Annotated in this window: 22 protein-coding genes; 12 read left to right on the forward strand and 10 right to left on the reverse strand. The window is 55.9% G+C overall.

Annotated features, from left to right (window positions below):
* Nucleotides 1-62: 62 nt before the first annotated feature.
* Genes KGP17_RS20845 through yihU form a run of 5 tightly spaced genes read right to left on the reverse strand, consistent with a single transcriptional unit; the run spans nt 63 to nt 6,409 of the window.
* The gene (locus KGP17_RS20845) at nt 63-2,090 is read right to left on the reverse strand and encodes an alpha-glucosidase (protein ID WP_223498267.1); all 2,028 of its coding nucleotides are present in this window, start codon (nt 2,088-2,090) and stop codon (nt 63-65) included.
* A 54-nt stretch (nt 2,091-2,144) separates the two neighbouring features.
* Nucleotides 2,145-3,488, reverse strand: coding sequence for an L-fucose/L-arabinose isomerase family protein (locus KGP17_RS20850; protein WP_094981226.1), 1,344 nt, complete (start codon nt 3,486-3,488; stop codon nt 2,145-2,147).
* Nucleotides 3,489-3,515: 27 nt separating this feature from the next.
* On the reverse strand, nt 3,516-4,559 hold the full coding sequence (locus tag KGP17_RS20855) for an aldose epimerase family protein (RefSeq protein ID WP_094981227.1): 1,044 nt from the start codon (nt 4,557-4,559) through the stop codon (nt 3,516-3,518).
* Between the two features lie 47 nt (nt 4,560-4,606).
* Entirely contained in the window at nt 4,607-5,470 is an 864-nt protein-coding gene (locus KGP17_RS20860; protein WP_021807611.1) for a class II fructose-bisphosphate aldolase, read from the reverse strand.
* Nucleotides 5,471-5,518: 48 nt separating this feature from the next.
* Nucleotides 5,519-6,409 (reverse strand): sulfolactaldehyde 3-reductase, encoded by an 891-nt coding sequence (yihU, locus tag KGP17_RS20865; RefSeq protein ID WP_094981228.1) that lies wholly within the window; start codon nt 6,407-6,409, stop codon nt 5,519-5,521.
* Nucleotides 6,410-6,633: 224 nt separating this feature from the next.
* Between yihU and KGP17_RS20870 the strand changes: the two genes are divergently transcribed.
* From KGP17_RS20870 to proX, 5 genes are all read left to right on the forward strand, one after another.
* Nucleotides 6,634-7,530 (forward strand): sugar kinase, encoded by an 897-nt coding sequence (locus KGP17_RS20870; protein WP_166733212.1) that lies wholly within the window; start codon nt 6,634-6,636, stop codon nt 7,528-7,530.
* Between the two features lie 36 nt (nt 7,531-7,566).
* Nucleotides 7,567-8,367 (forward strand): DeoR/GlpR family DNA-binding transcription regulator, encoded by an 801-nt coding sequence (locus KGP17_RS20875; protein ID WP_094981230.1) that lies wholly within the window; start codon nt 7,567-7,569, stop codon nt 8,365-8,367.
* Nucleotides 8,368-8,710: 343 nt separating this feature from the next.
* Nucleotides 8,711-9,913 carry a glycine betaine/L-proline ABC transporter ATP-binding protein ProV gene (gene proV / locus KGP17_RS20880; RefSeq protein ID WP_021807606.1) on the forward strand — a complete coding sequence of 401 codons (1,203 nt, stop codon included), beginning with the start codon at nt 8,711-8,713 and terminating at the stop codon, nt 9,911-9,913.
* The gene (gene proW, locus KGP17_RS20885; RefSeq protein WP_021807605.1) at nt 9,906-11,015 is read left to right on the forward strand and encodes a glycine betaine/L-proline ABC transporter permease ProW; all 1,110 of its coding nucleotides are present in this window, start codon (nt 9,906-9,908) and stop codon (nt 11,013-11,015) included. The genes proV and proW overlap by 8 nt, the downstream gene beginning before the upstream one ends.
* 72 nt (nt 11,016-11,087) lie before the next feature.
* A complete protein-coding gene (gene proX, locus KGP17_RS20890) occupies nt 11,088-12,089 on the forward strand; it encodes a glycine betaine/L-proline ABC transporter substrate-binding protein ProX (RefSeq protein WP_223498268.1) in 1,002 nt (333 codons plus the stop codon).
* Between the two features lie 33 nt (nt 12,090-12,122).
* Here the strand turns inward: proX and KGP17_RS20895 are convergent, their stop codons facing one another.
* On the reverse strand, nt 12,123-13,001 hold the full coding sequence (locus KGP17_RS20895) for a LysR family transcriptional regulator (RefSeq protein WP_094981231.1): 879 nt from the start codon (nt 12,999-13,001) through the stop codon (nt 12,123-12,125).
* Nucleotides 13,002-13,104: 103 nt separating this feature from the next.
* Between KGP17_RS20895 and KGP17_RS20900 the strand changes: the two genes are divergently transcribed.
* The 5 genes from KGP17_RS20900 to emrB all read left to right on the forward strand — a co-directional run bounded on the left by KGP17_RS20900 (nt 13,105) and on the right by emrB (nt 19,440).
* On the forward strand, nt 13,105-14,304 hold the full coding sequence (locus KGP17_RS20900) for an MFS transporter (RefSeq protein WP_115160023.1): 1,200 nt from the start codon (nt 13,105-13,107) through the stop codon (nt 14,302-14,304).
* Nucleotides 14,305-14,697: 393 nt separating this feature from the next.
* Entirely contained in the window at nt 14,698-15,219 is a 522-nt protein-coding gene (mprA, locus tag KGP17_RS20905) for a transcriptional repressor MprA (protein WP_021807601.1), read from the forward strand.
* A 22-nt stretch (nt 15,220-15,241) separates the two neighbouring features.
* A complete protein-coding gene (locus KGP17_RS20910; protein ID WP_223498269.1) occupies nt 15,242-16,693 on the forward strand; it encodes an efflux transporter outer membrane subunit in 1,452 nt (483 codons plus the stop codon).
* Between the two features lie 21 nt (nt 16,694-16,714).
* Nucleotides 16,715-17,887: a multidrug efflux MFS transporter periplasmic adaptor subunit EmrA gene (gene emrA / locus KGP17_RS20915; RefSeq protein ID WP_024484847.1), complete on the forward strand. Its 1,173-nt coding sequence runs from the start codon at nt 16,715-16,717 to the stop codon at nt 17,885-17,887.
* 56 nt (nt 17,888-17,943) lie between these two features.
* Nucleotides 17,944-19,440: a multidrug efflux MFS transporter permease subunit EmrB gene (emrB, locus tag KGP17_RS20920; RefSeq protein WP_235050830.1), complete on the forward strand. Its 1,497-nt coding sequence runs from the start codon at nt 17,944-17,946 to the stop codon at nt 19,438-19,440.
* 279 nt (nt 19,441-19,719) lie between these two features.
* Here emrB and KGP17_RS20925 read toward each other — a convergent pair whose 3' ends face one another.
* The 4 genes from KGP17_RS20925 to KGP17_RS20940 all read right to left on the reverse strand — a co-directional run bounded on the left by KGP17_RS20925 (nt 19,720) and on the right by KGP17_RS20940 (nt 22,159).
* Nucleotides 19,720-20,007 (reverse strand): hypothetical protein, encoded by a 288-nt coding sequence (locus KGP17_RS20925; protein WP_223498270.1) that lies wholly within the window; start codon nt 20,005-20,007, stop codon nt 19,720-19,722.
* Between the two features lie 168 nt (nt 20,008-20,175).
* Nucleotides 20,176-20,592, reverse strand: a complete 417-nt coding sequence (locus tag KGP17_RS20930; RefSeq protein ID WP_223498271.1) for a PIN domain-containing protein — start codon at nt 20,590-20,592, stop codon at nt 20,176-20,178.
* Nucleotides 20,589-20,819, reverse strand: a complete 231-nt coding sequence (gene vapB / locus KGP17_RS20935; protein WP_223498272.1) for a type II toxin-antitoxin system VapB family antitoxin — start codon at nt 20,817-20,819, stop codon at nt 20,589-20,591. Before vapB ends, KGP17_RS20930 begins: the two co-directional genes overlap by 4 nt.
* Nucleotides 20,820-21,067: 248 nt before the next feature.
* Nucleotides 21,068-22,159, reverse strand: a complete 1,092-nt coding sequence (locus KGP17_RS20940; RefSeq protein ID WP_021178989.1) for a tRNA/rRNA methyltransferase — start codon at nt 22,157-22,159, stop codon at nt 21,068-21,070.
* Nucleotides 22,160-22,355: 196 nt separating this feature from the next.
* Here KGP17_RS20940 and trxC point away from each other — a divergent pair, with 196 nt between their 5' ends.
* Nucleotides 22,356-22,775 carry a thioredoxin TrxC gene (gene trxC / locus KGP17_RS20945; RefSeq protein WP_094981235.1) on the forward strand — a complete coding sequence of 140 codons (420 nt, stop codon included), beginning with the start codon at nt 22,356-22,358 and terminating at the stop codon, nt 22,773-22,775.
* Nucleotides 22,776-22,891: 116 nt separating this feature from the next.
* Nucleotides 22,892-23,596 (forward strand): tRNA-uridine aminocarboxypropyltransferase, encoded by a 705-nt coding sequence (locus KGP17_RS20950; protein ID WP_223498273.1) that lies wholly within the window; start codon nt 22,892-22,894, stop codon nt 23,594-23,596.
* Nucleotides 23,597-23,647: the final 51 nt, after the last annotated feature.

The raw sequence follows: 23,647 nt of genomic DNA on the forward strand, positions 1-23,647 counted from the left end.
ACACCTATTCCCAGAGATAGCCGCCCTTGCCGGTTGGGCAACGGGCGGCTGACAGTTGATGATTACAGCGTGCGTAGCGAGGCAAACAACTCCGCCCATTCGCTATCCGCCCGATAGAACACCGGCGGTTGGCCCATTGGTGCTGCTATCGTCACCTCGGCCCCTCCGCTATGCCGCTCACCGGTCCACAGGTTGATCCAGCTATCCTGCGGCAGGTAGAGCGTCCAGTCGGTGCGCCCTTCTTCATGCACCGGGGCCACCAGCAGGTCGCGGCCAAACAGGTATTGGTATTTCAGGCTGTAGGTGTGGGCATCGTCTTCGTAGTGCAGAAACAGCGGGCGCATCACCGGTAAGCCGGACTGCGCATTGAGCGCCACCGCCTGCTTGATGTACGGCTTGAGGGAGGTGAAGACCTGGCTCATGCGGGCAAACTGGCGGATGGTTTCCACATCATGATCGAACTGCCAGTTATCATCTGGGCGGTTACCTTCATGGGTACGCATCATCGGCGTGAAAGCGCAGAACTCGCACCAGCGCATCAGCAGTTCTTTACTGCGTTTCATCTCAAACAGCGTGGTGTAACCGCCGATATCGCTGTGGTGCAGACCGTGGCCGGTCATCGCCAGCGACAGTGCCGCCGGGATCACCGAAGCCAGGCCGTCGTCCAGGCTCCAGTCCACGTTCTGATCGCCCGCCCACATCATCACCGAATACTTCTGGCTGCCGGTGTAGCCCGCGCGCATAAAGAACAGGATCTCGCCCAGCTTGCCGCATTCTTCCAGCGCGTCGTAGTTGCACTTGGCCCACAGTGCTGGCCAGGCGTTATGCATGATTTCCGCATCGATGCCGTTATGCAAAACGGTATCGGTCGGCAGATATTCGCCGAAGTCCGCCATCCAGCCGTCGAGGCCAAACTCAATCAGGTTCTTTTTAATGACGTTCTTGTACCAGTCATAAGCTTCAGGCTTGGTGAGATCGACTACGCCAGCATAGAACTCGCCAAACTCGACCTGATAGTCTTTGCCGTCGTAATCCTTGGTCAGATAGCCTTTTTCTGCCGCCTCGGCATACAGCTCTTTCTCGATGGCCACGTAAGGGTTGATGTACCCCAGAAAATGTACCCCCTCATTCTTCCACTGCGGGATGCGCTTATCCAGTTCCGGGTACAGCTCGCTGTCCCAGCGCCAGTTCCACATCAGGCGTTTGCCAAAAGAGGTGATCCGCCGTCCTTCCCAGTCCTGCGCCCAGATCCCGCTAACCTTGACACCGTGCTCGCGCATCACGTCCAGCTTCTGTTGGCAGACCTCGGTGCCGCCCTGAATGCCCAGGATGACGCCGTCATACACCCAGTCCGGCAGTTCCGGCTGGCGGCCAAGCAACGCGGTCAGCTTTTCCAACAGGCTGATGTAGCTGTCGGCGCAGTCAAAGCGCAACACCGCCTGATCCTGCCAGATCGCCAGTTCATGAAACTCTGGGGCAGAAAAATCGAAGTTCATGTAGCAGCTGTTTTCTACGTGGCAGTAATATTTCTGGCTACTGACAAACGTCGGCTGCGGGAAGAAGGTCCAGTAGTAATCACCACCGGCGTTTTCCTGGCAGTCTGCCTGCCAGGTAACGTAGGTCTGCTTGTTACGCCCAACCCCCTGCTCGCTGGTCCATAACGGGAAAGGTTTGCCGCGCAGGTCGAAATAGGAAAACTGTTCGCCGCAGCCATAAACGTGATCTTGCTGCTGGGCAGCCAGGCGCAACCACATGCGGTTGTTCTGCTCGTCGCTGTTGCGCAGCTGCATTTCCAACCGCCCTTGCGCATCGGTAGTGATTGCCAGCGTGCACTGGGCCACATCGCCCCGGCTAAAGCGGATCAGCCAGCCTTTGCCCTGCGGGACGATCTGGGTTTCGGTCAGCGCCAGTTTTTCACTGAGCTGGTCTTTGATGCTGAAGTTGCCGCGGAACATCTCGATATCCGCCTTGCCGCGCCCAATCCACAGGCACGGAGCCGCAGCCGTGTGTTGTATCAGCACACGCTGCTGAAAGGTCAACGTAAATCCACCTGCGTGTTGCGTGAGTTCCAAGCCTTGCTGAGAAACCATGATCCATTCTCCAAAAGGTTAAATACCGTATTTTTCCAAGCGTTGGTCGCCCGCTCAGGTCAGTTCAATCACGTCCAAACCAAGCAGACCGGCCACTTTGCGCAGCAGCGGGCGGTGCTCGCCGTAAACCAGCGAGGTGTGGTGCTCCATACCCGCCGCAATCAGGCGCTGGCGGTAAGTGTCTGCATCCACATCCAGGCGCGCGGTCCCGGCTGTGCCGGAAAACGCCAGCGGAGCCTTGATCATTTCGCCACCGGCCAGCATCAGGCGCAGCTTGCCCTCACCCTGAGTGATGCGGCATAGCGTGATGCGCCCCGGTTTGAGAGCAAACTCAGACAGCAGAGGAAGCTTGCGGTTGGAGTGGATGGTGGCCTGCACCGGGCCATCGCGATCGGCCATTTCGATCGGTGCCTGCCCGCAGTGCCAGAACACCACGCTGTTATCCTGCGGATCAATATCCACCAGGTCGGTATTGAACGCCGCATTGCCAGAGGCCCACTGCGCCATCAGCGAAGAGAGCACGCCAAACATGTCGGCTTCACAGCCACACGGCACTTTATCTTCGTTCATCAACGCCAACGCCCCGCAGGCAGCGCAGCCGTAATCGGTAAAGAAATCCGGCCAACAGCGCACGGCAATGCCGGTGTAACCTGCACGCTGCGCTTTTTCACGCAGGGCAGAGTAAACCTTGAGCGTTTTGCGGGTGGCCGTTTGATCCATCTCTGCCAGGTTAGGGAAATCCTTGGCACGGCGCGCATAAGGCGCATCGGCCACGCTGTCCGGCAGCGCCTTCACCTCTTCAATAAATTCCAGCACCGGCTGGCGAGTCACCTCAACGCCAAAGTGCTGCGTCAGTTGTTGTTGGTTGTAGTTGCAGGCGTCAAAACCCAGCGGGTGTTCACCAATCACCATCACCTTGGCCTGTTTGAAGCGCTTAACGATCGCCGCGGCCTGCGCCAACTGCTGTAATTCGTTAATCACCCGGCTGTCGTCCGGCAGGCCGTGCAGCGTTTGCACGTTGATGGCTTCACGGCTCAGGGCATGGCAAGCCAGATTCACCCCGCAGAAAGAGTTCAGACGCAAACGGCCACCGGTACGGGCTTCCGGGAATGACCACATCGCCGTGGGCACCGGGAAATCACGCACCACTTCGGTGGTGAGGGAGGCATCGGTAAAGGTCACTTGCAGGATCAGTAGCAGATCGAGATCGGCCTGTTTGAGTGCGGGCAGTATTTGCAGAGCCGATTCGGCATCAAACTGTAATACCGGTTCCCCCACCAGCTCGATATCCATCCCGCTCAGCGTCTGCCAGGCTTGCGCCAGCATCTCTTGCGCGTAGGGCACATCGAAGGTCGCGCGGCCAAGCGCCAACACGCCCACTTTTGCTTTATTTTTCATCACATTGCTTCCAGTAATCGAATAAATCTATGCCACGGTGCTGAAACGGTGTTCAGTCTGGCTGTAATAGTTTTCCCCTGGGCGCAGCACCACGTTGCCAAAATGGGCGTGGTGAATGCTGTCTGGGAACGCCTGGGTTTCAAGGCAGATGCCGGAAAACGCCTGATAGCGATGGCCAGCCTTGCCATTCCAGATCTTGTTGGAAAGCTTGAAGGCGTTATAAAACTGCACGCCCGGCAGCGAGGTGTGTACTTCCATCACTCGCCCGGTCTGCGGACAAATCAGGCTGGCGGCGGGATGCAAAGCACCATCGCCAGGTTTAAGCACGTAGTTCATATCAAAATCCTGCGCCGGGCGGTGCAGCATGGCGTCCCCAAGACGACGGGCGTTGCGGAAATCAAATGCCGTCCCGGCAACACGGCGGATTTCACCGGTGGGCAGCATGGTGGTTTCATCTACCGGCGTCATAAAGTCGGCGTCGATCTTGAGCTGCTGATCGTGGATCAGGTGCTGATGCCCGCGCAGGTTGTAGTGGCTGTGATTAACCAGGTTGACCAGCGTCGGCTTATCGGTCTGTGCCTCAAAGCTCAGCGTCATCACGTTATCTTCCGTCAGGCCGATGCGGTGGCTAACCTGCAGATTGCCCGGATAGCCTTCCTCACCATCGATAGAGGTACGGCTGAAAATAATGCCGTCGCCGTCTTCCTGTGCCTGCCAGACATATTTGTCAAAACCCCGACGTCCGCCGTGCAGGTGTTGTCCGGTAGGAAGCTCGTTGGTGGCCAGAATAGATTCCTGACCGTCGATGCTGAAACGGCCACCAGCAATACGGTTGGCGCAGCGCCCGGCAATCGCGCCGAAGAACGGATGCCCGGCCTGATAAGCCGTCAAATTGTCGAACCCCATCACGACATCTTCCGCTTGCCCATGGCGATCCGGCACCCAAAGCTGAGTAATGATGCAGCCGTAATCGGTCACACACAGCCGCATCCCGTTGGCATTGGTCAGCGTGAAAAGGGAAACGGCCTGCCCTTGATGTTCGCCAAAATGCTGGCGTTGAATGGTTGTCATAATCTGTGCCCTATGGTGAGCGCGGCAGTTTGCCGCGCAACGGATGCTTAAAACTGAGCGGCTTTACCCTGGCTGCCAAACAGTCTGATTTTTTCGGCGACCTTGGCCTGCATCACATCACGGCCATGTCCGAGCGACACCGCCAAGACAAACTCGTGCGGATCCTTGTCGAGCACTTCAGCCATGCCCTGGGTGAAGGCCTGCCGCAGTTCGGTGTCCACGTTCACCTTGGCGACGCCCAGTGAAACCGCCTTGCGGATCTGATCGTCTGGTACGCCAGAGCCACCGTGCAGCACAATCGGTTTTTTGACGATCTCGCGGATCTCTTGCAGGCGTTCGAACGCCAGCTTGGGCTCCTGTTTGTACAGGCCGTGAGCGGTGCCGATGGACACTGCCAGATAATCCACCGTGGTCGATTGAGCAAACTGCAGCGCTTCGTCACTGCTGGTGATCAGGGCGTCTTTTTCGTCGACCGAAATATCATCCTCGGTGCCGCCGATCTTGCCGATCTCACCCTCGACCCCAATGTTCAGCGCATGGGCCACGTCCGCCACGGCACGGGTGATCCGTACGTTTTCGTCAAATGACAGGTGAGAGCCGTCAAACATGACCGACTGGAACCCGGCCTGTACCGCCTGCATGGTCTGTTCGAAGCTGCGGCTGTGATCCAGGTGGATGCACACCGGCACCGTGATATCGTGCATAAACGCATCGATCATCGCCTTCATGGGCTCCAGACCCATCACGCTAATCACTTTCTGCCCCACCTGGATCATGATCGGGGCCTGCTCCTGTTCGGCTGCCAGCAAAATGGCGCGAATGGTTTCGGCGTTGTGTGCGCTGAACGCGCCGATGGCATAGCCGTTTTCCCATGCATGTTGGATCATGGTGTTACCAGATAAATAAGGCATTTCTTCTCCCCTCTGCGCGCTGCATAGCAACCGCAATTACGTTAAGTGTTACGCGTGATCCGCTCTGCCCGAAGCAGCCCGAACCTGTTCCAAAATGGCACTCCAATCCTGACGCCCACGCCCGCTGGCCCGCGCCTGGCTGTAAACCTCGCGTGAGGCTGCCCCCATCGGCATGGCGACGTGCAACTGATTGGCCACATCCAGCGCTATGCCCAGATCCTTGTGCGCCAGATCGATCATGAACGCCGGGCTGAGATCGCCCTTCAGCACCTTGTTTGGCCAGGTGGTGGTGAAATGCCCCTTGCCTGCCGGAGTGCCGCTCATCACTTGCAGCGCAACGTCAAACGACAGCCCCAGCGCCTCGCACAGCACCGCAGCTTCGGCAGACAGCGCGTTGAGCGCGATGCTCATGTAGTTATTGATCAGCTTCACGCGGATCCCCATGCCCGGCCCACCGGCGTTGATCAGCTCCGAGCCCATCGCCATCAGCACGGGCGTCGCACGCTCCACCTGCTCGCCGGTGCCACCAGCCAGGATCAGCAACGTGCCAGCCTGAGCATGGTCTGAAGTCCGCCCGACCGGGGCATCCATCAGGCTAAAACCCCGAGCCTGCATCTGGGCAATCAGCCGATCCGTTTGCAGTGGGTGGATGGTGGACATATCCATCACCAATGCCGCAGGCGATAAGGTGCAGCACACCCCCTCGGCACCAAATAGCACCTCATGTACCAGTTCGCCGTTAGGCAACATGGTGATGACGAACTCCGCGTCCTGTACCGCCTGCGCCGGGCTGGTTGCCGCCTTGGCCCCCTGAGCAACCAAGGTGCTGACCGCCGCCGGGCTGATATCAAAAACGTTCAGCCGGTGCCCCTGCTTAATCAGGTTGCTGGCCATCGGCGCGCCCATTTGCCCTAGCCCGATAAATGCGATCTGTGCCATGGTTCTCTCCTGTTGGTTACCTGTGTCATGTCTGTGTCATCTCATCGGCCATAAAACAGACCGTTTTTGTCTGTTTTTGATCGTATTTGTAATTTATGGTCAAAAAATTGACAGCCGTCACTCTTTTAACATTTGAGTGAATTAAAATGGTGGCAGCGTGATCGGTAGCCACTTTTTGCTGAAAACCGTTCGCTTACACAGTTCAACATCCAGGGATCCAGACCATGACTCGAATCGCATGCGTAGGCATTGCAGTGCAAGACCGCCTGTATTACGTAGAGAAACTGCCTGAAGGCGGGGGGAAATATGTTGCCAACGACTACCGCGAAATTGGCGGAGGCCCAGCGGCAACGGCTGCGGTAGCCGCAGCCAGATTGGGCGCAGAGGTAGATTTCATTGGCCGGGTCGGGGACGATGCCACCGGGCAAACCCTGTTGGCCGAGTTAGGCAGCTATGGCGTCAATGTCAGACATGCCCGCCGTTGCCCACAGGCGCGCTCATCGCAATCGGCTGTGCTGGTGGATGCCCAGGGAGAACGCATGATCATCAACCATCCCAGCCCAGACTTACCCGAGGATGCCGAATGGCTGCATGACATCGACTTTAGCAAGTACGATGTGGTGTTGGCGGACGTGCGTTGGCATCAGGGCGCGCTGACTGCCTTCACCTTGGCCCGGCGCGCAGGTGTCACTACCCTGTTGGACGCCGATGTCACACCGCAGGATATCCGCCCGCTGGTTGCTTTGGCCGACCATGCCGCCTTCTCCGAGCCGGGTTTGCTGCGGATGACAGGAAAAACGGATATCGAGCAGGGATTGCGTGCAGCAAAAAATGACAAAAACGGACAAGTTTATGTCACTCAGGGTAAACATGGCTGTTTCTGGTTGGAAAACGCTCAACTGAAACATCAGCCAGGCTTTCCGGTTGAGGTGGTGGATACCACGGGAGCTGGAGACGTTTTCCACGGTGCGCTGGCGGTAGCCCTGGGTTCACAACCCGATATAGCTCAGGCGGTGCGTTACGCCAATGCAGTTGCCGCATTGAAGTGTACCCGTCCTGGCGGGCGCGCGGGCATCCCCAATTGTGATCAAACTGACTCTTTCCTGGCCAGTTTTGTATAATATGGTTGGCCGATGACAATATTAAGGGAGTGGAGCATGAGTCTGACTGAACTTACCGGCAACCCACGCCACGATCAGCTGATCCAGTTGATCGCCAAGCGCGGCTATATGAACATCGACGAGCTGGCGCAATTGCTGGAAGTGTCAACGCAGACGGTCAGGCGCGATATCCGCAAACTGAGCGAGCAGGGGCTGATTAGCCGCCATCATGGCGGGGCAGGCCGTGCCTCTAGTGTGGTCAACACGGCCTTTGAGCAACGGGAACTCTCTTACACGCAAGAGAAGATAGCCATTGCGGAGGCCATTGCCGATTATATTCCCGATCGTTCCACCATTTTTATCACCATCGGCACCACCGTTGAGCATGTTGCCCGGGCGCTGATGAACCACAGCCATCTGCGCATCATTACCAACAGCCTGCGGGTGGCGCATATCCTGTATAAAAACACCGAGTTCGAAGTGATGGTGCCGGGCGGTACGCTGCGCCCCAATAACGGCGGTATCATCGGCCCCAGCGCCGTAAGCTTTGTGGAAGGCTTTCGCGCCGACTATCTGATCACCAGCGTAGGGGCAATCGAAGCCAACGGCGATCTGTTGGAATTTGACGTGAATGAGTCCAGCGTGGTGAAAGCGATGATGGCACACTCACGTCATATTCTGCTGGCTGCGGACCACACCAAGTTCCATGCTTCGGCGGCAGTAGAAATCGGCAATACCCGACAGGCGACCGCGTTATTTACCGACCTACCTCCCCCCTCAGCAATGGGATCGGTGTTACAGCAGCAGCAAGTGGAACTGGTCGTTATTCCCACCAGCAGCGACGAACCCACGCTCTGATCCACGGTGGTAAATCTGCTGATTTTCCTGCCGTTCCTCAATGCACGCAGAACTTTACCATGCGTGCATTAATTACCCGTTTGACACTGCCAACATTCCCTGCCAATAGTTGCCATAGTCACCAATATATCCTGCCATTACCCATTGCTCATTACGGTTAAATAACCGCGTAAAAACCGGGTAATTATACCCAATCATCAAACCGGGTATCACCAGAAAAATCCTGCGATATGAACATTGAGGGTTGTCTCAGAATGTCAGTGTGTTAGGGTATAGGGCACTCTTATTTTCTATTAGGACAATTTTAGCGTTTGATAATAAACCAAAGGAAACAGCGAATTGCATGGCAATTAAACTAGAAGTTAAAAATTTATATAAGATATTTGGTGAGCACCCGGAACGCGCATTTAAGCTGATAGACAAAGGTTTGACGAAAGACCAACTGCTGGAAAAAACGGGGTTATCACTGGGCGTCAAGAACGCCTCTCTGGCCATTGAAGAAGGCGAGATATTTGTCATCATGGGGCTTTCCGGTTCCGGTAAATCCACCCTGGTACGCCTTCTCAATCGTCTGATAGAACCCACCCGCGGTGAGGTGCTGATTGACGGCGAGGATATATCCAAAATATCCGATGCTGCGCTACGCACCGTGCGGCGTAATAAGATCAGCATGGTGTTCCAGTCATTCGCTTTAATGCCGCATATGAACGTATTAAATAATACCGCCTTCGGCATGGAATTAGCGGGTATTCCTTTACAGGAACGCCAGGAAAAAGCGCTGGACGCTTTGCGTCAGGTTGGGCTGGAAAATTATGCCAATGCCTATCCCGATGAACTGTCCGGTGGTATGCGCCAGCGTGTCGGCTTAGCCCGCGCCATGGCTAACGATCCGGATATATTGTTAATGGATGAAGCCTTCTCTGCGCTGGACCCATTAATTCGTGCCGAGATGCAGGATGAGCTCGTCAAATTACAGGCGAAACATCAGCGCACCATCGTCTTTATTTCCCACGATCTGGATGAAGCGATGCGTATTGGCGATCGCATTGCCATTATGCAAGGCGGCGAAGTGATCCAGGTGGGGACCCCGGATGAAATATTAAATAATCCGGCCAACGATTATGTGCGCACCTTCTTCCGCGGCGTCGATATCAGCCACGTTTTCAGTGCCAAAGATATCGCCAAACGTCGCCCGGTGACCCTGATCCGTAAGACCCCCGGTTTTGGTCCGCGCTCTGCGTTGCAGATCCTGCGTGATGAAGACCGTGACTATGGCTACGTGCTTGAACGCGGCCAGAAATTTATCGGCGTGGTATCGATAGACTCTCTCAAGCAGGCGCTGGCGGCCAATCAAACGCTGGACGACGCCTTGCTGGATGCCCCACTGCCCGTTCCGGCGGATATGCCGCTGAGCGAACTGATCTCACTGGTCGCACAGGCTCCTTGCGCCGTGCCGGTGGTCGGGGAAGACAACAACTATATCGGTATCATTTCCAAAGGCATGCTGCTGCAGGCTTTAGATAAAGAGGGCCCTACGAATGAGTGATTATCAGGATCCATGGGCAACAGCTGCCACATCCCCTAACGACGCCCCGGCAACTCAGGCTGCTACCAGCAGCGATCCCTGGTCAACCGGCGCACCGGCAGACAGCGTACCCCACGATGCCGCTAATCAGGCCGCATCGGGCGCTGACTGGCTTAACAGCGCCCCAGTGGAGCCCGAGCACTTTAGCTTGCTGGATCCGTTCCACAAGGCTTGGGTGCCGTTTGACAGCTGGGTCACCCACGCCATTGATTGGCTGGTGTTGCACTTCCGTCCGCTGTTCCAGGGCATTCGCGTGCCGGTAGATTTCATCCTCAGCGGTTTCCAGCAGTTTTTGCTGGGTATGCCTGCTCCAGTCGCCATTTTGCTGTTCTCGCTGATCGCCTGGCAGATATCCAGCCTCGGCATGGGGGCCGCCACGCTGCTTTCATTGGTCGCCATCGGCGCTATCGGGGCCTGGTCACAGGCAATGGTCACGCTGGCGCTGGTGCTCACTGCCCTGTTCTTCTGCATCCTGATCGGCCTGCCGTTGGGCATATGGCTGGCCCGCAGCAAACATGCCGCCAAGGTGATCCGGCCACTGCTTGATGCCATGCAGACCACACCAGCCTTCGTCTATCTGGTGCCGATCGTCATGCTGTTCGGTATCGGTAACGTGCCGGGGGTGGTCGTCACGATCATCTTCGCCCTGCCGCCCATCGTACGTCTGACGATCCTGGGCATCAAACAGGTGCCGGAAGATCTGATCGAAGCCGCCGAATCCTTCGGCTCCAGCCCGCGCCAGCTGCTGTTTAAAGTGCAGTTGCCACTGGCCATGCCAACCATTATGGCCGGGGTTAACCAGACGCTGATGCTGGCGCTGTCGATGGTGGTTATCGCCTCGATGATCGCCGTAGGCGGTCTGGGCCAGATGGTGCTGCGTGGTATTGGCCGCCTGGATATGGGGCTGGCCGCCGTAGGTGGCGTCGGTATCGTTATTCTGGCCATTATTCTCGATCGCCTCACCCAGTCACTGGGGCGCGATCGCCGCAGTAAAGGGCTAGGCCGCTGGTATACCCACGGCCCAATCGGGTTGATCGCTCGCCCGTTTATCAAAAAAGCCTGATCGTTCTACCCGCCAGCGGCTTACTGCCCTGGCGGGCTATCTCCAAACAACATCAATAACAGAGGAAAAACTATGCGCACTACAGGGATCTGGGCGATTGCCCTTACCACACTGCTTGGTTCACAGGTTGCTTCCGCTGCTGATTTGCCAGGAAAAGGTATTTCGGTACAACCGATACAGAGCACCATCTCCGAGGAGACCTTCCAAACGCTGCTGGTCAGCAAGGCATTGGAAAAACTCGGTTATGACGTCAAAGAGCCACGTGAGGTGGACTACAACGTGGCCTACACTTCCATCGCCGCAGGGGATGCCACTTTTCTGGCAGTGAACTGGGATCAGTTGCACGCCGATCAGTATCAGGCCGCCGGGGGCGATAAAAAATTCTATCGTGAAGGGGCTTACGTCAGCGGTGCCGCTCAGGGCTACCTGATCGACAAAAAAACCGCCGACAAGTATCACATTACCAACGTTGAGCAACTAAAAGATCCGAAAATTGCCAAGCTGTTTGATACCAACGGTGACGGCAAGGCCGACTTGACCGGCTGTACCCCGGGCTGGGGCTGTGAAACGGTGATTAATCACCATATTGACGCCTATGGCTTGGGCAAAACCGTGGAGCATAATCAGGGCAACTACGCCGCCATGATCTCCGATACCATCACCCGCTTCAAAGAGGGCAAGCCGGTGCTGTATTACACCTGGACGCCGTACTGGGTCAGCGATGTGATGGTGCCAGGGCGTGACGTTGTCTGGCTACAGGTGCCGTTCTCTTCCCTGCCTGGCGAGCTGAAAGATGTCGATACCAAGCTGCCGAACGGGGCCAACTATGGCTTCCCGGTCAACAACATGCATATTGCCGCCAATAAGCAGTGGGCGCAGGCCAACCCTGCCGCCGCCAAGCTGTTTGCCATCATGAAACTGCCGATTGCCGACGTCAACGCGCAGAACCTGCGGATGCATGCAGGCCAGTCCTCCGAGGCTGATATCCAAAACCATGTCAATGGCTGGATCAAGGCTCACCAAGCCACGTTTGACGGCTGGGTGAAAACCGCCGCTGAAGCCGCCAAGTCATAATAGCCCCATGGGCGCGGCATAGACGCTGCGCCCTCATTCCGGCAACATCATCTCGGTAAACTGTAAAAATCGTTCGGCCGTCTTCGACAGAGGTGAGTTCCACACGCAATACACCTGACGACGTGGACCATCGACGATCGGAATAGCCACCAGCGAACTCAAACGCTGGGCGGTGGAAATTGGCACTATTCCCGCCGCCAAACCTCGCCGTACCAGATTCTCCAACCATTCGATATGGTCGATCTCAAAGCTCACATGGCGTTTGATCCCTGCCGCCTGGAAGGCCCGGTCGGTCTGCCGCCGTGCCCCGGTTCCGCTATAGAAATCCACCAGCGGCACTTCTGATAGCGTTTGCAGATTGATACGTTGATACCCCGCCAGAGCATGTTCTGCGGCCACCAACGCCACCAGCGGCTCATCGGTCAACTGGCGATGCGACTCTGGCAGCATGTCTTTATCGCCCGGCCAGATGCCAACAAATGCCACATCGGTCTTCTGCTGGCGAATATCTTCCAGCAACACCTCGCTAATGCCAACGTACAGCCGGATATTCACCGCCGGATGATGACGGTGGAATTCCCCCAGCCTTTCGGTGAGGTCAATCGCGTTGATGGTTGAAATAGTGCCAATCGTCAGCGTACCGGATACCGTACCAGCGGCCGCCACCACTTCCTCTACCAACGTCTGCTTGGCGGCCAACAACCGCTGCGCCGGTTGAATGAAAGCCCGGCCAGCGGTGGTCAGCTCAACGCGACGCGAAGTGCGCTCAAACAGCGTACAACCGAGTTCTTCTTCCAGCTTGGCGACCTGATGACTCAGGGCAGACTGCACCGTATGGCAGCGCTGTGCAGCACGGGTAAAGCTCTGCTCCTCGGCCACCGCCAGGGCATAACGGATCTGTTTTAGATTCATGCTATCTATCGCGAAATGAGATGGATTAGATGAAAATTATACATTGGTTTAACATTCTATTCTGCCTGATACTTCGATCACAGATTTCCATTATTGAAGACCTATGAACCAACCAACCGAACACCCGGGGCTTAGCCCTGCACTGACGCTGTTAATCGCGATGGCCACCGGCCTGGCGGTTGCCAGCAACTACTACGCCCAGCCGCTGCTGGAAACCATCGCACAAAACTTTAATCTCTCGGTTAACCAGGCCGGATTTATCGTCACCGCTGCCCAGCTAGGCTATGCGGTTGGCCTGCTGTTTCTGGTGCCGTTGGGCGATATGTTTGAGCGCCGCGGGCTGATCGTCTTTATGACGCTGTTAGCCGCCGGGGGCATGCTGATCACCGCATCCTCCAGCACCCTATCGATGATGATCCTCGGAACGGCCCTTACCGGCTTGTTCTCCGTCGTGGCCCAGCTTTTAGTGCCACTCGCCGCCACCTTGGCGCACCCGGCAAAACGCGGTAAAACCGTCGGTGTGATCATGAGCGGCCTGCTGCTCGGCATTCTGCTGGCACGTACCGTCGCCGGTGCTTTAGCGGCCCTCGGCGGCTGGCGGACCATCTACTGGGTGGCCAGCGTGTTGATGATCCTGATGGCCCTGCTGCTGTGGCGCGCCTTGCCACGCTATAAGCTGCATTCCGGCCTGAACTACCCGCAGTTGCTGAAATCCATCTTTTCCCTGTTCTGCTTCACCCCGTTGCTGCGTACCCGCGCGATCATTGGCGCTTTGTCGTTCGCCAACTTCAGCGTGCTATGGACCTCAATGGCTTTCCTGCTGGCTTCCCCACCGTTCAGCTATTCCGAAGGCGTAATTGGGCTATTTGGTCTAGTGGGTGCTGCTGGCGCCTTGGCTGCCTCACGTGCCGGTCATCTGGCCGATAAGGGCAAAGCAGGGCTAACCACCAGCGTCGGATTGGTGCTGTTGCTGCTGTCCTGGATCCCGATTGCGTTGGCCCCGTACTCTCTCTGGGCGCTGATTATCGGCATTCTGGTGCTGGATCTGGCGGTACAGGGGGTGCATGTCACCAACCAAAGCGTGATTTATCGCATCATGCCGGAGGCGCGTAATCGCCTGACCGCCGGTTACATGACCAGCTATTTTATCGGGGGTGCCGTGGGTTCAGTACTTTCCGCCGCCGCTTATCAACATGCTGGTTGGAACGGCGTAGCGGCGATTGGTGGCGTATTATGCGTACTGAATCTGCTGACCTGGTGGCGTGGCAAGCGCTATGACCCGCAGGGTCCGGCCACTATCTAGTTAGCAAGAAAATAATAACCCAGGAAATTTATTAGGCCGCAGGGTGTGAAAATTACTTACACTCTGGTAATATTGTCGCGGTAAATTATTGGCGACCTATGCACCCTGCGCCCCGGACCACCATGAACGACCTTACTCAGGTAAGTTTTCTTTCTATCCCCTCCGCAGGATGCCGTAGTGCCCCGCCCAGTGACTTAAACAAACCTTACCTATCTCAGCCTGCGGAACGGCAGAATTTGTGCCTTCAATCACAAGACCTTAGAGTCTGTGGCGTTAAGCATTTACAAACAACTTACAAATGACACGAATTGCTAAATTATTCCCTTGGCTGAAGATTTACATTATTAATCACTATCGTTACTATACCGAACGAAATTAATGAGGCACTAAATTATGGAAAGCTCGTTTACCCCCATAGAGCAAATGCTGAATTTCCGCGCCAAACGTCAGAAAGACTTTCCATACCAGGAAATCCTGCTGACCCGCCTGTGCATGCATATGCAAGGCAAGCTGTTGGAAAATCGCAATAAAATGCTGAAAGCACAGGGAATCAACGAAACCTTGTTTATGGCTCTCATTACGCTGGATGCGCAGGAAAACCACAGTATTCAGCCTTCTGAGCTAAGCTCGGCCCTGGGTTCGTCACGCACCAATGCCACCCGCATTGCCGATGAACTAGAGAAACGCGGTTGGATTGAGCGCCGGGAAAGCGATCACGATCGCCGCTGCCTGCATCTGCATATGACCCAGGCTGGGGAAGCGTTTCTCGAACAATTGCTGCCACCGCAGCATAAATGTCTGCACTTTCTGTGGTCTACGCTGAACGACGAGGAGCAGCAGCAGCTTGAAACGCTGACGCGCAAATTGTTGACCCGTTTGGATCAGATGGAAGTTTCAGAACAGTTATCCCAATAATTCCTGTTCAGGTAATCATTTTATGCGATCCCCGTTAAACTGGAGATTCACCCCGCTGTTCGCCGTTCTGTTGCTCGCGGGGTGCGCATCTACCGATAATATTGCCCCGCAATCCAAGATGATGGATCCGCAACAGCTGCAGCTTGCCCAGCCGAAAGTCAGCTCGCTTGCCATCAGCCCGCAATGGTGGCGCACGCTTAACGATCCCCAGCTTGATAGCCTGATGACCCAGACGCTGCAAAACTCGCCTTCGCTGCAACAGGCGGGCGCTCGCGTGCGTGAAGCCCAAAGCGTGGCAGGTGAAGCCAGTGCCGCCAACGGCCCCAACCTGGATCTGAATGCCAGCATCAACCGTCAGCGTGTGGCGCAAAACACCAACCTGGGCTTTGGCTATCCGCCCAACCCGGTGTATGAGTCCTCTAACTCCCTGGGCCTGAATCTGGCCTATGAGTTTGACTGGTGGGGCAAATATCGCAATCAGGTCAATGCGGCAAAAGCGCAGATCGACGCAGCCCGTGCCGAGCAGGCACAGGCCGCTCTGACGCTGACCAGTTCGGTAGCTTCAGCCTATTACCAGTTACAGGCGAATTACGCGCTGGAGAATGTGCTGCAACAAGAGGTGGATAACAATCAACGCCTGGCAGACCTGCGCCAAAAGCAATATAAAGCCGGGATCTACGGCGTGGAAATCCCGCAACAGACCCAGGCACAAGCAGACAGTGCCAAGCAGCAGATCATCCAGCTGCAGTCACAGATTGAACAACTCAAACACCAGTTGGCCGCCCTGGCCGGTCTTGGCCCGAATGCGATGCAGTCTCTGCATCCGGTGGCCATGCCAAGCGAAGAACAGTTAGCCCCCAAAGGCGAACTCACCGCAGAGTTACTGGGTAAACGCCCGGACATCGTGGCACAGCGCCAACTGGTAGAGTCCTATAACCAACGGGTCAGTGCGGCACGCAAAGAGTTTTACCCTAGCCTGTCGATCTCGGCCTTTGCTGGCTTGACCACCACCAACGTCGGCGGCACCAGCCCGAATCTGTTTGAGGCCGCCAGCCAGGCGTGGGGCGTGGTTCCAGCCATTTCCCTGCCAATCTTCCATGCCGGTGCGCTACGCAGCAAGCTGGGTGAAGAGTCTGCACTCTACGATCAGGCGGTGGGTTCCTATAACCAAACGCTCGTCAATGCGTTACAGGAAACGGCCGACGCCATCACCATTCAACAGAGCAGTAGCAAGCAGCTGCTGCAGGCAACCTCTGCCTCCCAATCCATGCAGGATGTGTACCGGGTCGCCAACGCCAAATACCAGGCAGGAATTATTGGGCGTGATGAACTGTTGACCAGCCAGACGCAGCTATTACAGCAGCAACAGGCACAACTGAATGCCAGCAGCAACTTGATGCAGGCGAAGATAGCATTGGTACGCGCGTTGGGGGGTGGCTACCAGGCCCCGGCGACAGCGGAACCTAAAGCATAATTTTAGAGCGTGGAGAATACCATGAGTGCAAGTGCGGAAACTCAAACCCCGCAGCAACCGGCTGGCAAAAAACGGCAGCGTAAATTCTGGCTGCTGCTGTTGACGTTTATTTTTGTGATTATTGGGGTGGCCTATTTAGTTTATTGGTTCCTGGTGCTGCGTCATCACCAAGAAACCGACGATGCCTACGTGGCCGGTAATCAGGTGCAGATCATGGCACAGGTCTCCGGTAGCGTGAACAGCGTGACCTTTGATAACACCGACTTTGTCCGCAAAGGCGATGTGCTGTTAACGCTGGATCCTACCGACGCCGAACAGGCGTTTGAACGGGCCAAAACCGCGCTGGCCAACAGCGTGCGCCAAACGCATCAGTTGGTGATCAACGGTAAGCAGTATCAGGCTAACATTGCGCTGCGCAAATCCGAGCTGAGCAAGGTAGAAAACGATCTCAAGCGTCGTATCGTGCTGGGCAACGCCGATGCCATTGGCCGCGAAGAGCTGCAACATGCGCGTGACGCGGTAGACAATGCCAAAGCGGCACTGGAAGTCGCAGTGCAGCAATATAATGCCAATCAGGCGATGGTGCTGAATACCCCGTTGGATAAACAGCCCGCCGTGCTGCAAGCCGCCGCACAGATGCGCGACGCCTGGATGGCGCTGCAGCGTACCCGCATCGTCAGCCCAATCACCGGCTTCGTTTCACGCCGTAGCGTTCAGGTGGGGGCACAGATCTCCCCTGGAACGCCTCTGATGGCCATAGTGGCACCGGACCATGTCTGGGTGGACGCCAACTTTAAAGAAACGCAGATCGCCAATATGCGTATCGGCCAAGAGGCTACCGTGGTAAGTGACCTGTACGGCAGCGACGTGGTGTTCAAAGGCAAGGTCGTGGGTATCGATATGGGTACCGGCAGCGCGTTCTCACTGTTGCCTGCACAGAACGCGACCGGCAACTGGATCAAAGTGGTACAGCGTTTACCCGTGCGTATCGAACTGGATGCGCAACAGGTTGCTGAGCATCCTCTGCGTATCGGTCTTTCTACGCTGGTCAAAGTCGACACCACCAATCTGGACGGCCTGGTGCTCTCCGATACGGTACGCCAAAAACCGCTGTTTGAAACCAACGCGCTGACGCTGGATCTGGCGCCGGTGAATCAGATGATCGCCGATGTGATCCATGCAAACGCCGGTTAAGCGAGCGGGAGGCTACCTTGGCACAGAAACCGCTTGAAGGTGCCCAGCTCGCCTGGATGACGGTCGCGCTCGCCATGGCGACCTTTATGCAGGTGCTGGACTCCACCATTGCCAACGTGGCGATACCGACCATCTCGGGTAACCTCGGGTCTTCCAACTCGCAGGGCACCTGGGTGATCACCTCGTTTGGGGTGGCCAACGCCATCTCCATTCCGATCACCGGCTGGTTGGCGAAACGCGTGGGTGAAGTTCGCCTGTTCCTGTGGTCCACGGCGCTGTTCGCCCTGGCCTCCTGGCTGTGCGGTATCTCTAACAGTCTGGGCATGCTGATCTTCTTCCGCGTGATCCAGGGCATCGTCGCCGGGCCGCTGATCCCGTTGTCGCAGAGCTTGTTGCTGAATAACTATCCCCCCGCCAAGCGTTCGATGGCCCTGGCGCTATGGTCAATGACCGTGATCGTCGCGCCGATTTTCGGGCCGATCCTGGGCGGCTATATCAGCGATAACTATCACTGGGGCTGGATCTTCTTCATCAACATTCCGATTGGGCTGTTTGTGATCCTGGTCGCGATGTCGACGTTGAAAGGCAGGGAAACCAAAACCGAGATCAAACCGATCGATACCGTCGGGCTGGTACTGCTGGTGGTTGGCATCGGTGCGCTGCAGATCATGCTCGATCAGGGCAAGGAGCTGGACTGGTTCAACTCGACCGAGATCATTGTCCTGACCGTCGTGGCCGTGGTGGCGTTGGTGTTCCTGGTGGTATGGGAGCTCACGGACGATCACCCGGTGGTGGATTTGTCGCTGTTCAAATCGCGCAACTTTACCATCGGCTGTCTGTGTATCAGCCTGGCCTACATGCTGTATTTCGGAGCGATCGTGCTGTTGCCACAGTTGCTACAGGAGGTATATGGCTACACTGCCACCTGGGCCGGCTTGGCGTCTGCGCCGATCGGGCTGCTGCCGGTGATCTTGTCACCGATTATCGGCCGCTTCGGTCATCGGCTGGATATGCGCCGTTTGGTCACCTTCAGCTTCATCATGTATGCCGTGTGCTTCTACTGGCGCGCCTACACGTTTGAGCCGGGGATGGATTTTGGCGCTTCCGCCTGGCCGCAGTTCTTCCAGGGCTTTGCGATTGCCTGCTTCTTTATGCCGCTGACGACCATTACCCTGTCTGGGTTGCCGCCGGATCGCATAGCGGCAGCATCGAGCCTGTCGAACTTTACCCGTACCTTGGCGGGCTCTATCGGCACCTCGATCACCACTACGCTGTGGACCAGCCGGGAGGCGATGCATCACTCGCAACTGAGCGAGTTTGTGAATCCGTTTAACCCGCAGTCGCAGGAGATGTACAGCAAGCTGGAGCAGCTCGGCATGAGCAAGCAGCAGGCTTCGGCGTATATCGCCAACGAGATCACCGCGCAGGGGCTGATCATCTCGGCCAACGAGATATTCTGGCTTTCGGCGGGGGTGTTCCTGATCTTGCTGGCGCTGGTCTGGTTCGCCAAACCACCGTTCAGTTCCGGGGGCGGCGGGGGCGGAGCCCACTGATCGAACTACTCCCATAATAACCTATGGGCGTGGCGAAGACCCTTTCGGATCTGCTGTGATATGGGGCGGTTCATCTTTGAACCGCCCCATAAAACTGGATGATTTTGGCCAACTTTATAGAGCTCATGGGCGCACTGTCAGAACACAGGCTAACGTCGTAGTATTAACCACAACTTGGCCTGACGGCAGTAGTCGGACATGATTAAATCTGACTGTCGGCTAAGAGCGGGCATTACAGCATACTTATGTTAGAAAGTAGCAGATCAGTAAGAGAGACTCTTAGTCTCTAAAGAACTCAATGGCCTTTGTAATTGAGCTGACCTGCTGCAAGTTCCCATTAGTTACAGCTTGATGCAGTAGGCCAGATAGAATTGCACTGCGAGTGGCAGCGGGTATAACGCAAGGACTCAATATCCCTCTTGATTGTGGGTAGTCGCCCCAATGAACCCCCAATGCTTTTTCACCGCCATTATTTTTATTTTTGTGATCATAGTGTCCAATGATTAAAACCAAACCATCATCCACATATATTTCAATGGTTTTTTTCCAATATGATATCATATTCATAAAAATTTCCTTAGTACGCTGAAGCGGACATTGTTTCTTCCATTGACTTGCTCCCCGAAAATAAATACAGCATAAAATTATTAATGTCCACTTCTGGCACAAAGCTGACTGTTACATTAGGTATAGATATTTTCAGTGCACTTATTTTACACCTATCTCCTCACATTGTTATTTTGCCCAATCCTCCAGTATCAGATCTGTTACCCGCTCAAACTCCCGCGTGTTATTGGTTACCAGAATCGCACCGGCCGCAATGGCATGCCCAGCGATGGCGGTATCATTGGGGCCAATAGGTGTGCCAGCCGCAGCAAGCGTAGCCTTAATGTTTGTTGTCGCATCAACCGCAGCCCGATCCCAAGCCAGCACCGCATCAAGACGGCTACAGAACGCTTCAACCAACCGGGCGTGGCGCGGTGAGGCCTTTTTACCAATAGTCCCGAAACACATCTCGGCGTAGGTAATAGCCGACACCACGATACGGTGATTGCGCATCACTGCCTGCTCCAGGCGTCTGATCACGGCCTCTGGTTGCTCACGCATGATAAAGGAGCAAATATTGGTATCCAGCATGTAGGTTTTGTTCATAGTTCAAAACGTCCCTCGTCGCTGACAATCTCCTCGCGCTCTGTCATAAAGTCCGCGTCGGCCTTTTCTTCCTGCAGGAATGAGCCCCAGCTGGGGCGAACCGGGCGCAGAATGATACTATCGCCTTCACGGGTAATTTCCAGTTCACTGACACCTTCAAAGTCCATATCTCGGGGCAAACGGATAGCACGGTTATTGCCGTTTTTAAATACCGATACAATTCTCATAGTGATCCTTCCCGAAGTTATTTATACATGCAAACCCTATACACAGAAGCCGCTAGTACGGCAGGTTTCTGTACGTATGTTGTACAGTATAAGGATATGCTTAGCATATGTATAGATGAATACGAATGAGGGGGAGGGATCTTTTTGAGCATAGTAGCCAGTCGATTTTTGTACTGACTTTGATAGATCAAAGCCCTGGCTTTACGGCCAGGGCTTTGTCATTAATCGGATTTTAATCGCGTAAAGCATTACGCCTGGTTCTGACGCCACCAATCTGCCAACAGAATACCGGTCGCTACCGAGACGTTCAGGCTTTCTACTTTGCCAGTCCCGCCGATAGACACGCTCATATCACCCTGTTGCCAAGCGCTGTCACTCAAGCCATCACGTTCCTGGCCCAACACCAGCACCATCTTGGTTGGCAGTTTAGCCTGCGCCAACGGCGTGCCTTTATGGCTGGAGGTGGTGACTATGGTGTAACCCGCTTTGCGGAACGTATCCAGCACGGATAGGAAGTCATCGGCATTGATTGCCTTGATGTGTTCCGCCCCGCCTTCAGCCGTACGCACCGCTGCACCAGATTCCAGCACCGCAGGATCCTGAAGCAATACGCCGTTCACGCCAAAGTGAGCACAAGAACGAACGATCGCACCCAGGTTGTGTGGGTTGCCCACTTCTTCCAGTGCCAGCACGCAATCTTTGGCCGGTGCATTCTGCAGGTAAGCCTGTGCATCCAGACCTTGACGCTTTTTAATCAGGAAGCACACGCCGCCGTGATGTTCGGTACCGGACGCTTTGGCCAGTTCCTCTTCATCCACCACGTGGTAAGCCTTGCGGTTAGCCGCCATCCAACGCAGTGCCTCACGGAAACGTGGGGTTACAGATTGCACAAACCAGGCACGGACGATGGCATCTGGACGGCTGGCGAACAGGGCTTTACAGGCGTTCTCACCGTAAACACGGGTTTCTTCCGCACGTTGGCGGCGCAGCTGCTCAGGATCGATAAAGCTTTTGCCACTGATGCCACCATGATCGAATGCCGGTTCTTCTTGCGGAGCACGAGACACGGTTTTCCACGGTGATTCATAACCACCGCTGTCTTCGGTGCGCGCCGGACGGCGAGGACGATCGCTTTCACTGCTGCTGCGACGGGGATCGGCACCCCGACGGTCACCACCGCGCGCCTTATCCTGACCGGCACGGCCAGAGCGTGCATTGTCAGCCGGGCGGCCTTTGCCGTCAGGTCGTTTATTCTTGTTACGGTTGTCGCCGCTATCGTCGTCACTACGGACGAACATCACTTTAACCTTACCGTTCTTGCCACTAAATGAATCGTTCATTGTCTTCTCCACCAACGCGCAGGGCGCGAAGATTACCTGATGTTGGTGCGCTAAGCCACCAACTTGCGCTAAAAGCTAGCATCTATCAAATTCATCGAACAAATCACTTGGTCGAATGCCACGCTTTTACCGATAATAAGCAACATTAAGGATACATATACGCGGCTAGCATGCTGCGTCAGCCCCAGAGGTAACCATGAATACAGTTTGTGCAGCTTGTAATGCCACCAACCGCGTGCCGGAAGAACGTCTGGCGGACGGCGCTAAATGTGGCCGCTGCGGCCATGAATTGTTCGACGGTGAAGTGATTAACGCCACCGCCGCCACGTTGGACCAGCTCCTGCAAGACGACTTGCCGATCGTGGTCGATTTTTGGGCCCCGTGGTGTGGCCCGTGCCGCAGCTTCGCGCCGATCTTTGAAGACGTGGCACAAGAGCGTGCTGGCAAGGTGCGTTTCGTGAAAGTCAACACCGAAGCCGAACCCGAGTTGAGCGCCCGCTTCCGCATTCGCAGCATCCCTACCATCATGGTGTTCCGTGAAGGCAAGATGGTCGATATGCTCAACGGCGCGTTGCCGAAAGCGCCGTTCGATAACTGGCTTAACGAGCTAGTTTAACGCAAAAGCGCTTACTATGCCGCCAGTTGTTGTCGGCATAACATCGCCTAGATAGCCCGTGCGCCTCTCCCGCCGGGCTTTTTTCTGCGCTACAATGGCGGTTTTTCAGGATCGTTATGACTGACAACGCCGTACTTCGTCTGCGCCAAGACCGTTTAGACCGCGCCACCCGCCCATTTCTGGCCAGAGGTAGCCGCGCCGTGCGCTGTCAGGGTTGTTTGCTACCGCAGCAAAACTGCCTGTGTGCCACCATCAAACCGCAGCAGGCCAACAGCCGCTTTTGCCTGATCATGTTCGGCGCAGAACCGTTGAAACCCAGCAACACCGGACGCCTGATCGCCGATATCCTGCCTGATACCCTGGCGTTTACCTGGTCGCGTACCGAAGTCGATCCGGGCCTGCTGGCAGCCATCAACGATCCTACTCGTCAACCCTACGTGGTATTCCCGGCCTCTTATGCCGATGCGGATCGCCCGGTGGTTAGCAGCGTGCCCACCGGTGGCAAGCCGCCTTTATTTATCATGCTCGACGGTACCTGGTCGGAAGCGCGCAAGATGTTCCGTAAAAGCCCCTATCTGAATCAGTTCCCGGTCTTTTCACTGAACGTGTTGGCCTCATCGGACTATTTGCTACGTGTTGCCAGCCGCCCCGAACAGCACTGTACGGCAGAAGTCGCTGCCGCCCTGCTCCAACAGGCAGGCGATGAACAGGCCGCGACCGGGCTGAGCCAACATTTCAATTACTTCCGTGAACAGTATCTGGCCGGGAAACCTCACCGCCCAGAGGCACCGGTCACAGCAAATCGGCCACAAAGCGCCTAGAATCAGACGATAATTTGCCTCTTTCAGGCAAACCGATCAGGAGCAGGAGCC

This window comes from Serratia sp. JSRIV001, assembly GCF_019968745.1.
In the GTDB taxonomy this organism is placed as follows: Bacteria; Pseudomonadota; Gammaproteobacteria; order Enterobacterales; family Enterobacteriaceae; genus Chania; species Chania fonticola_B.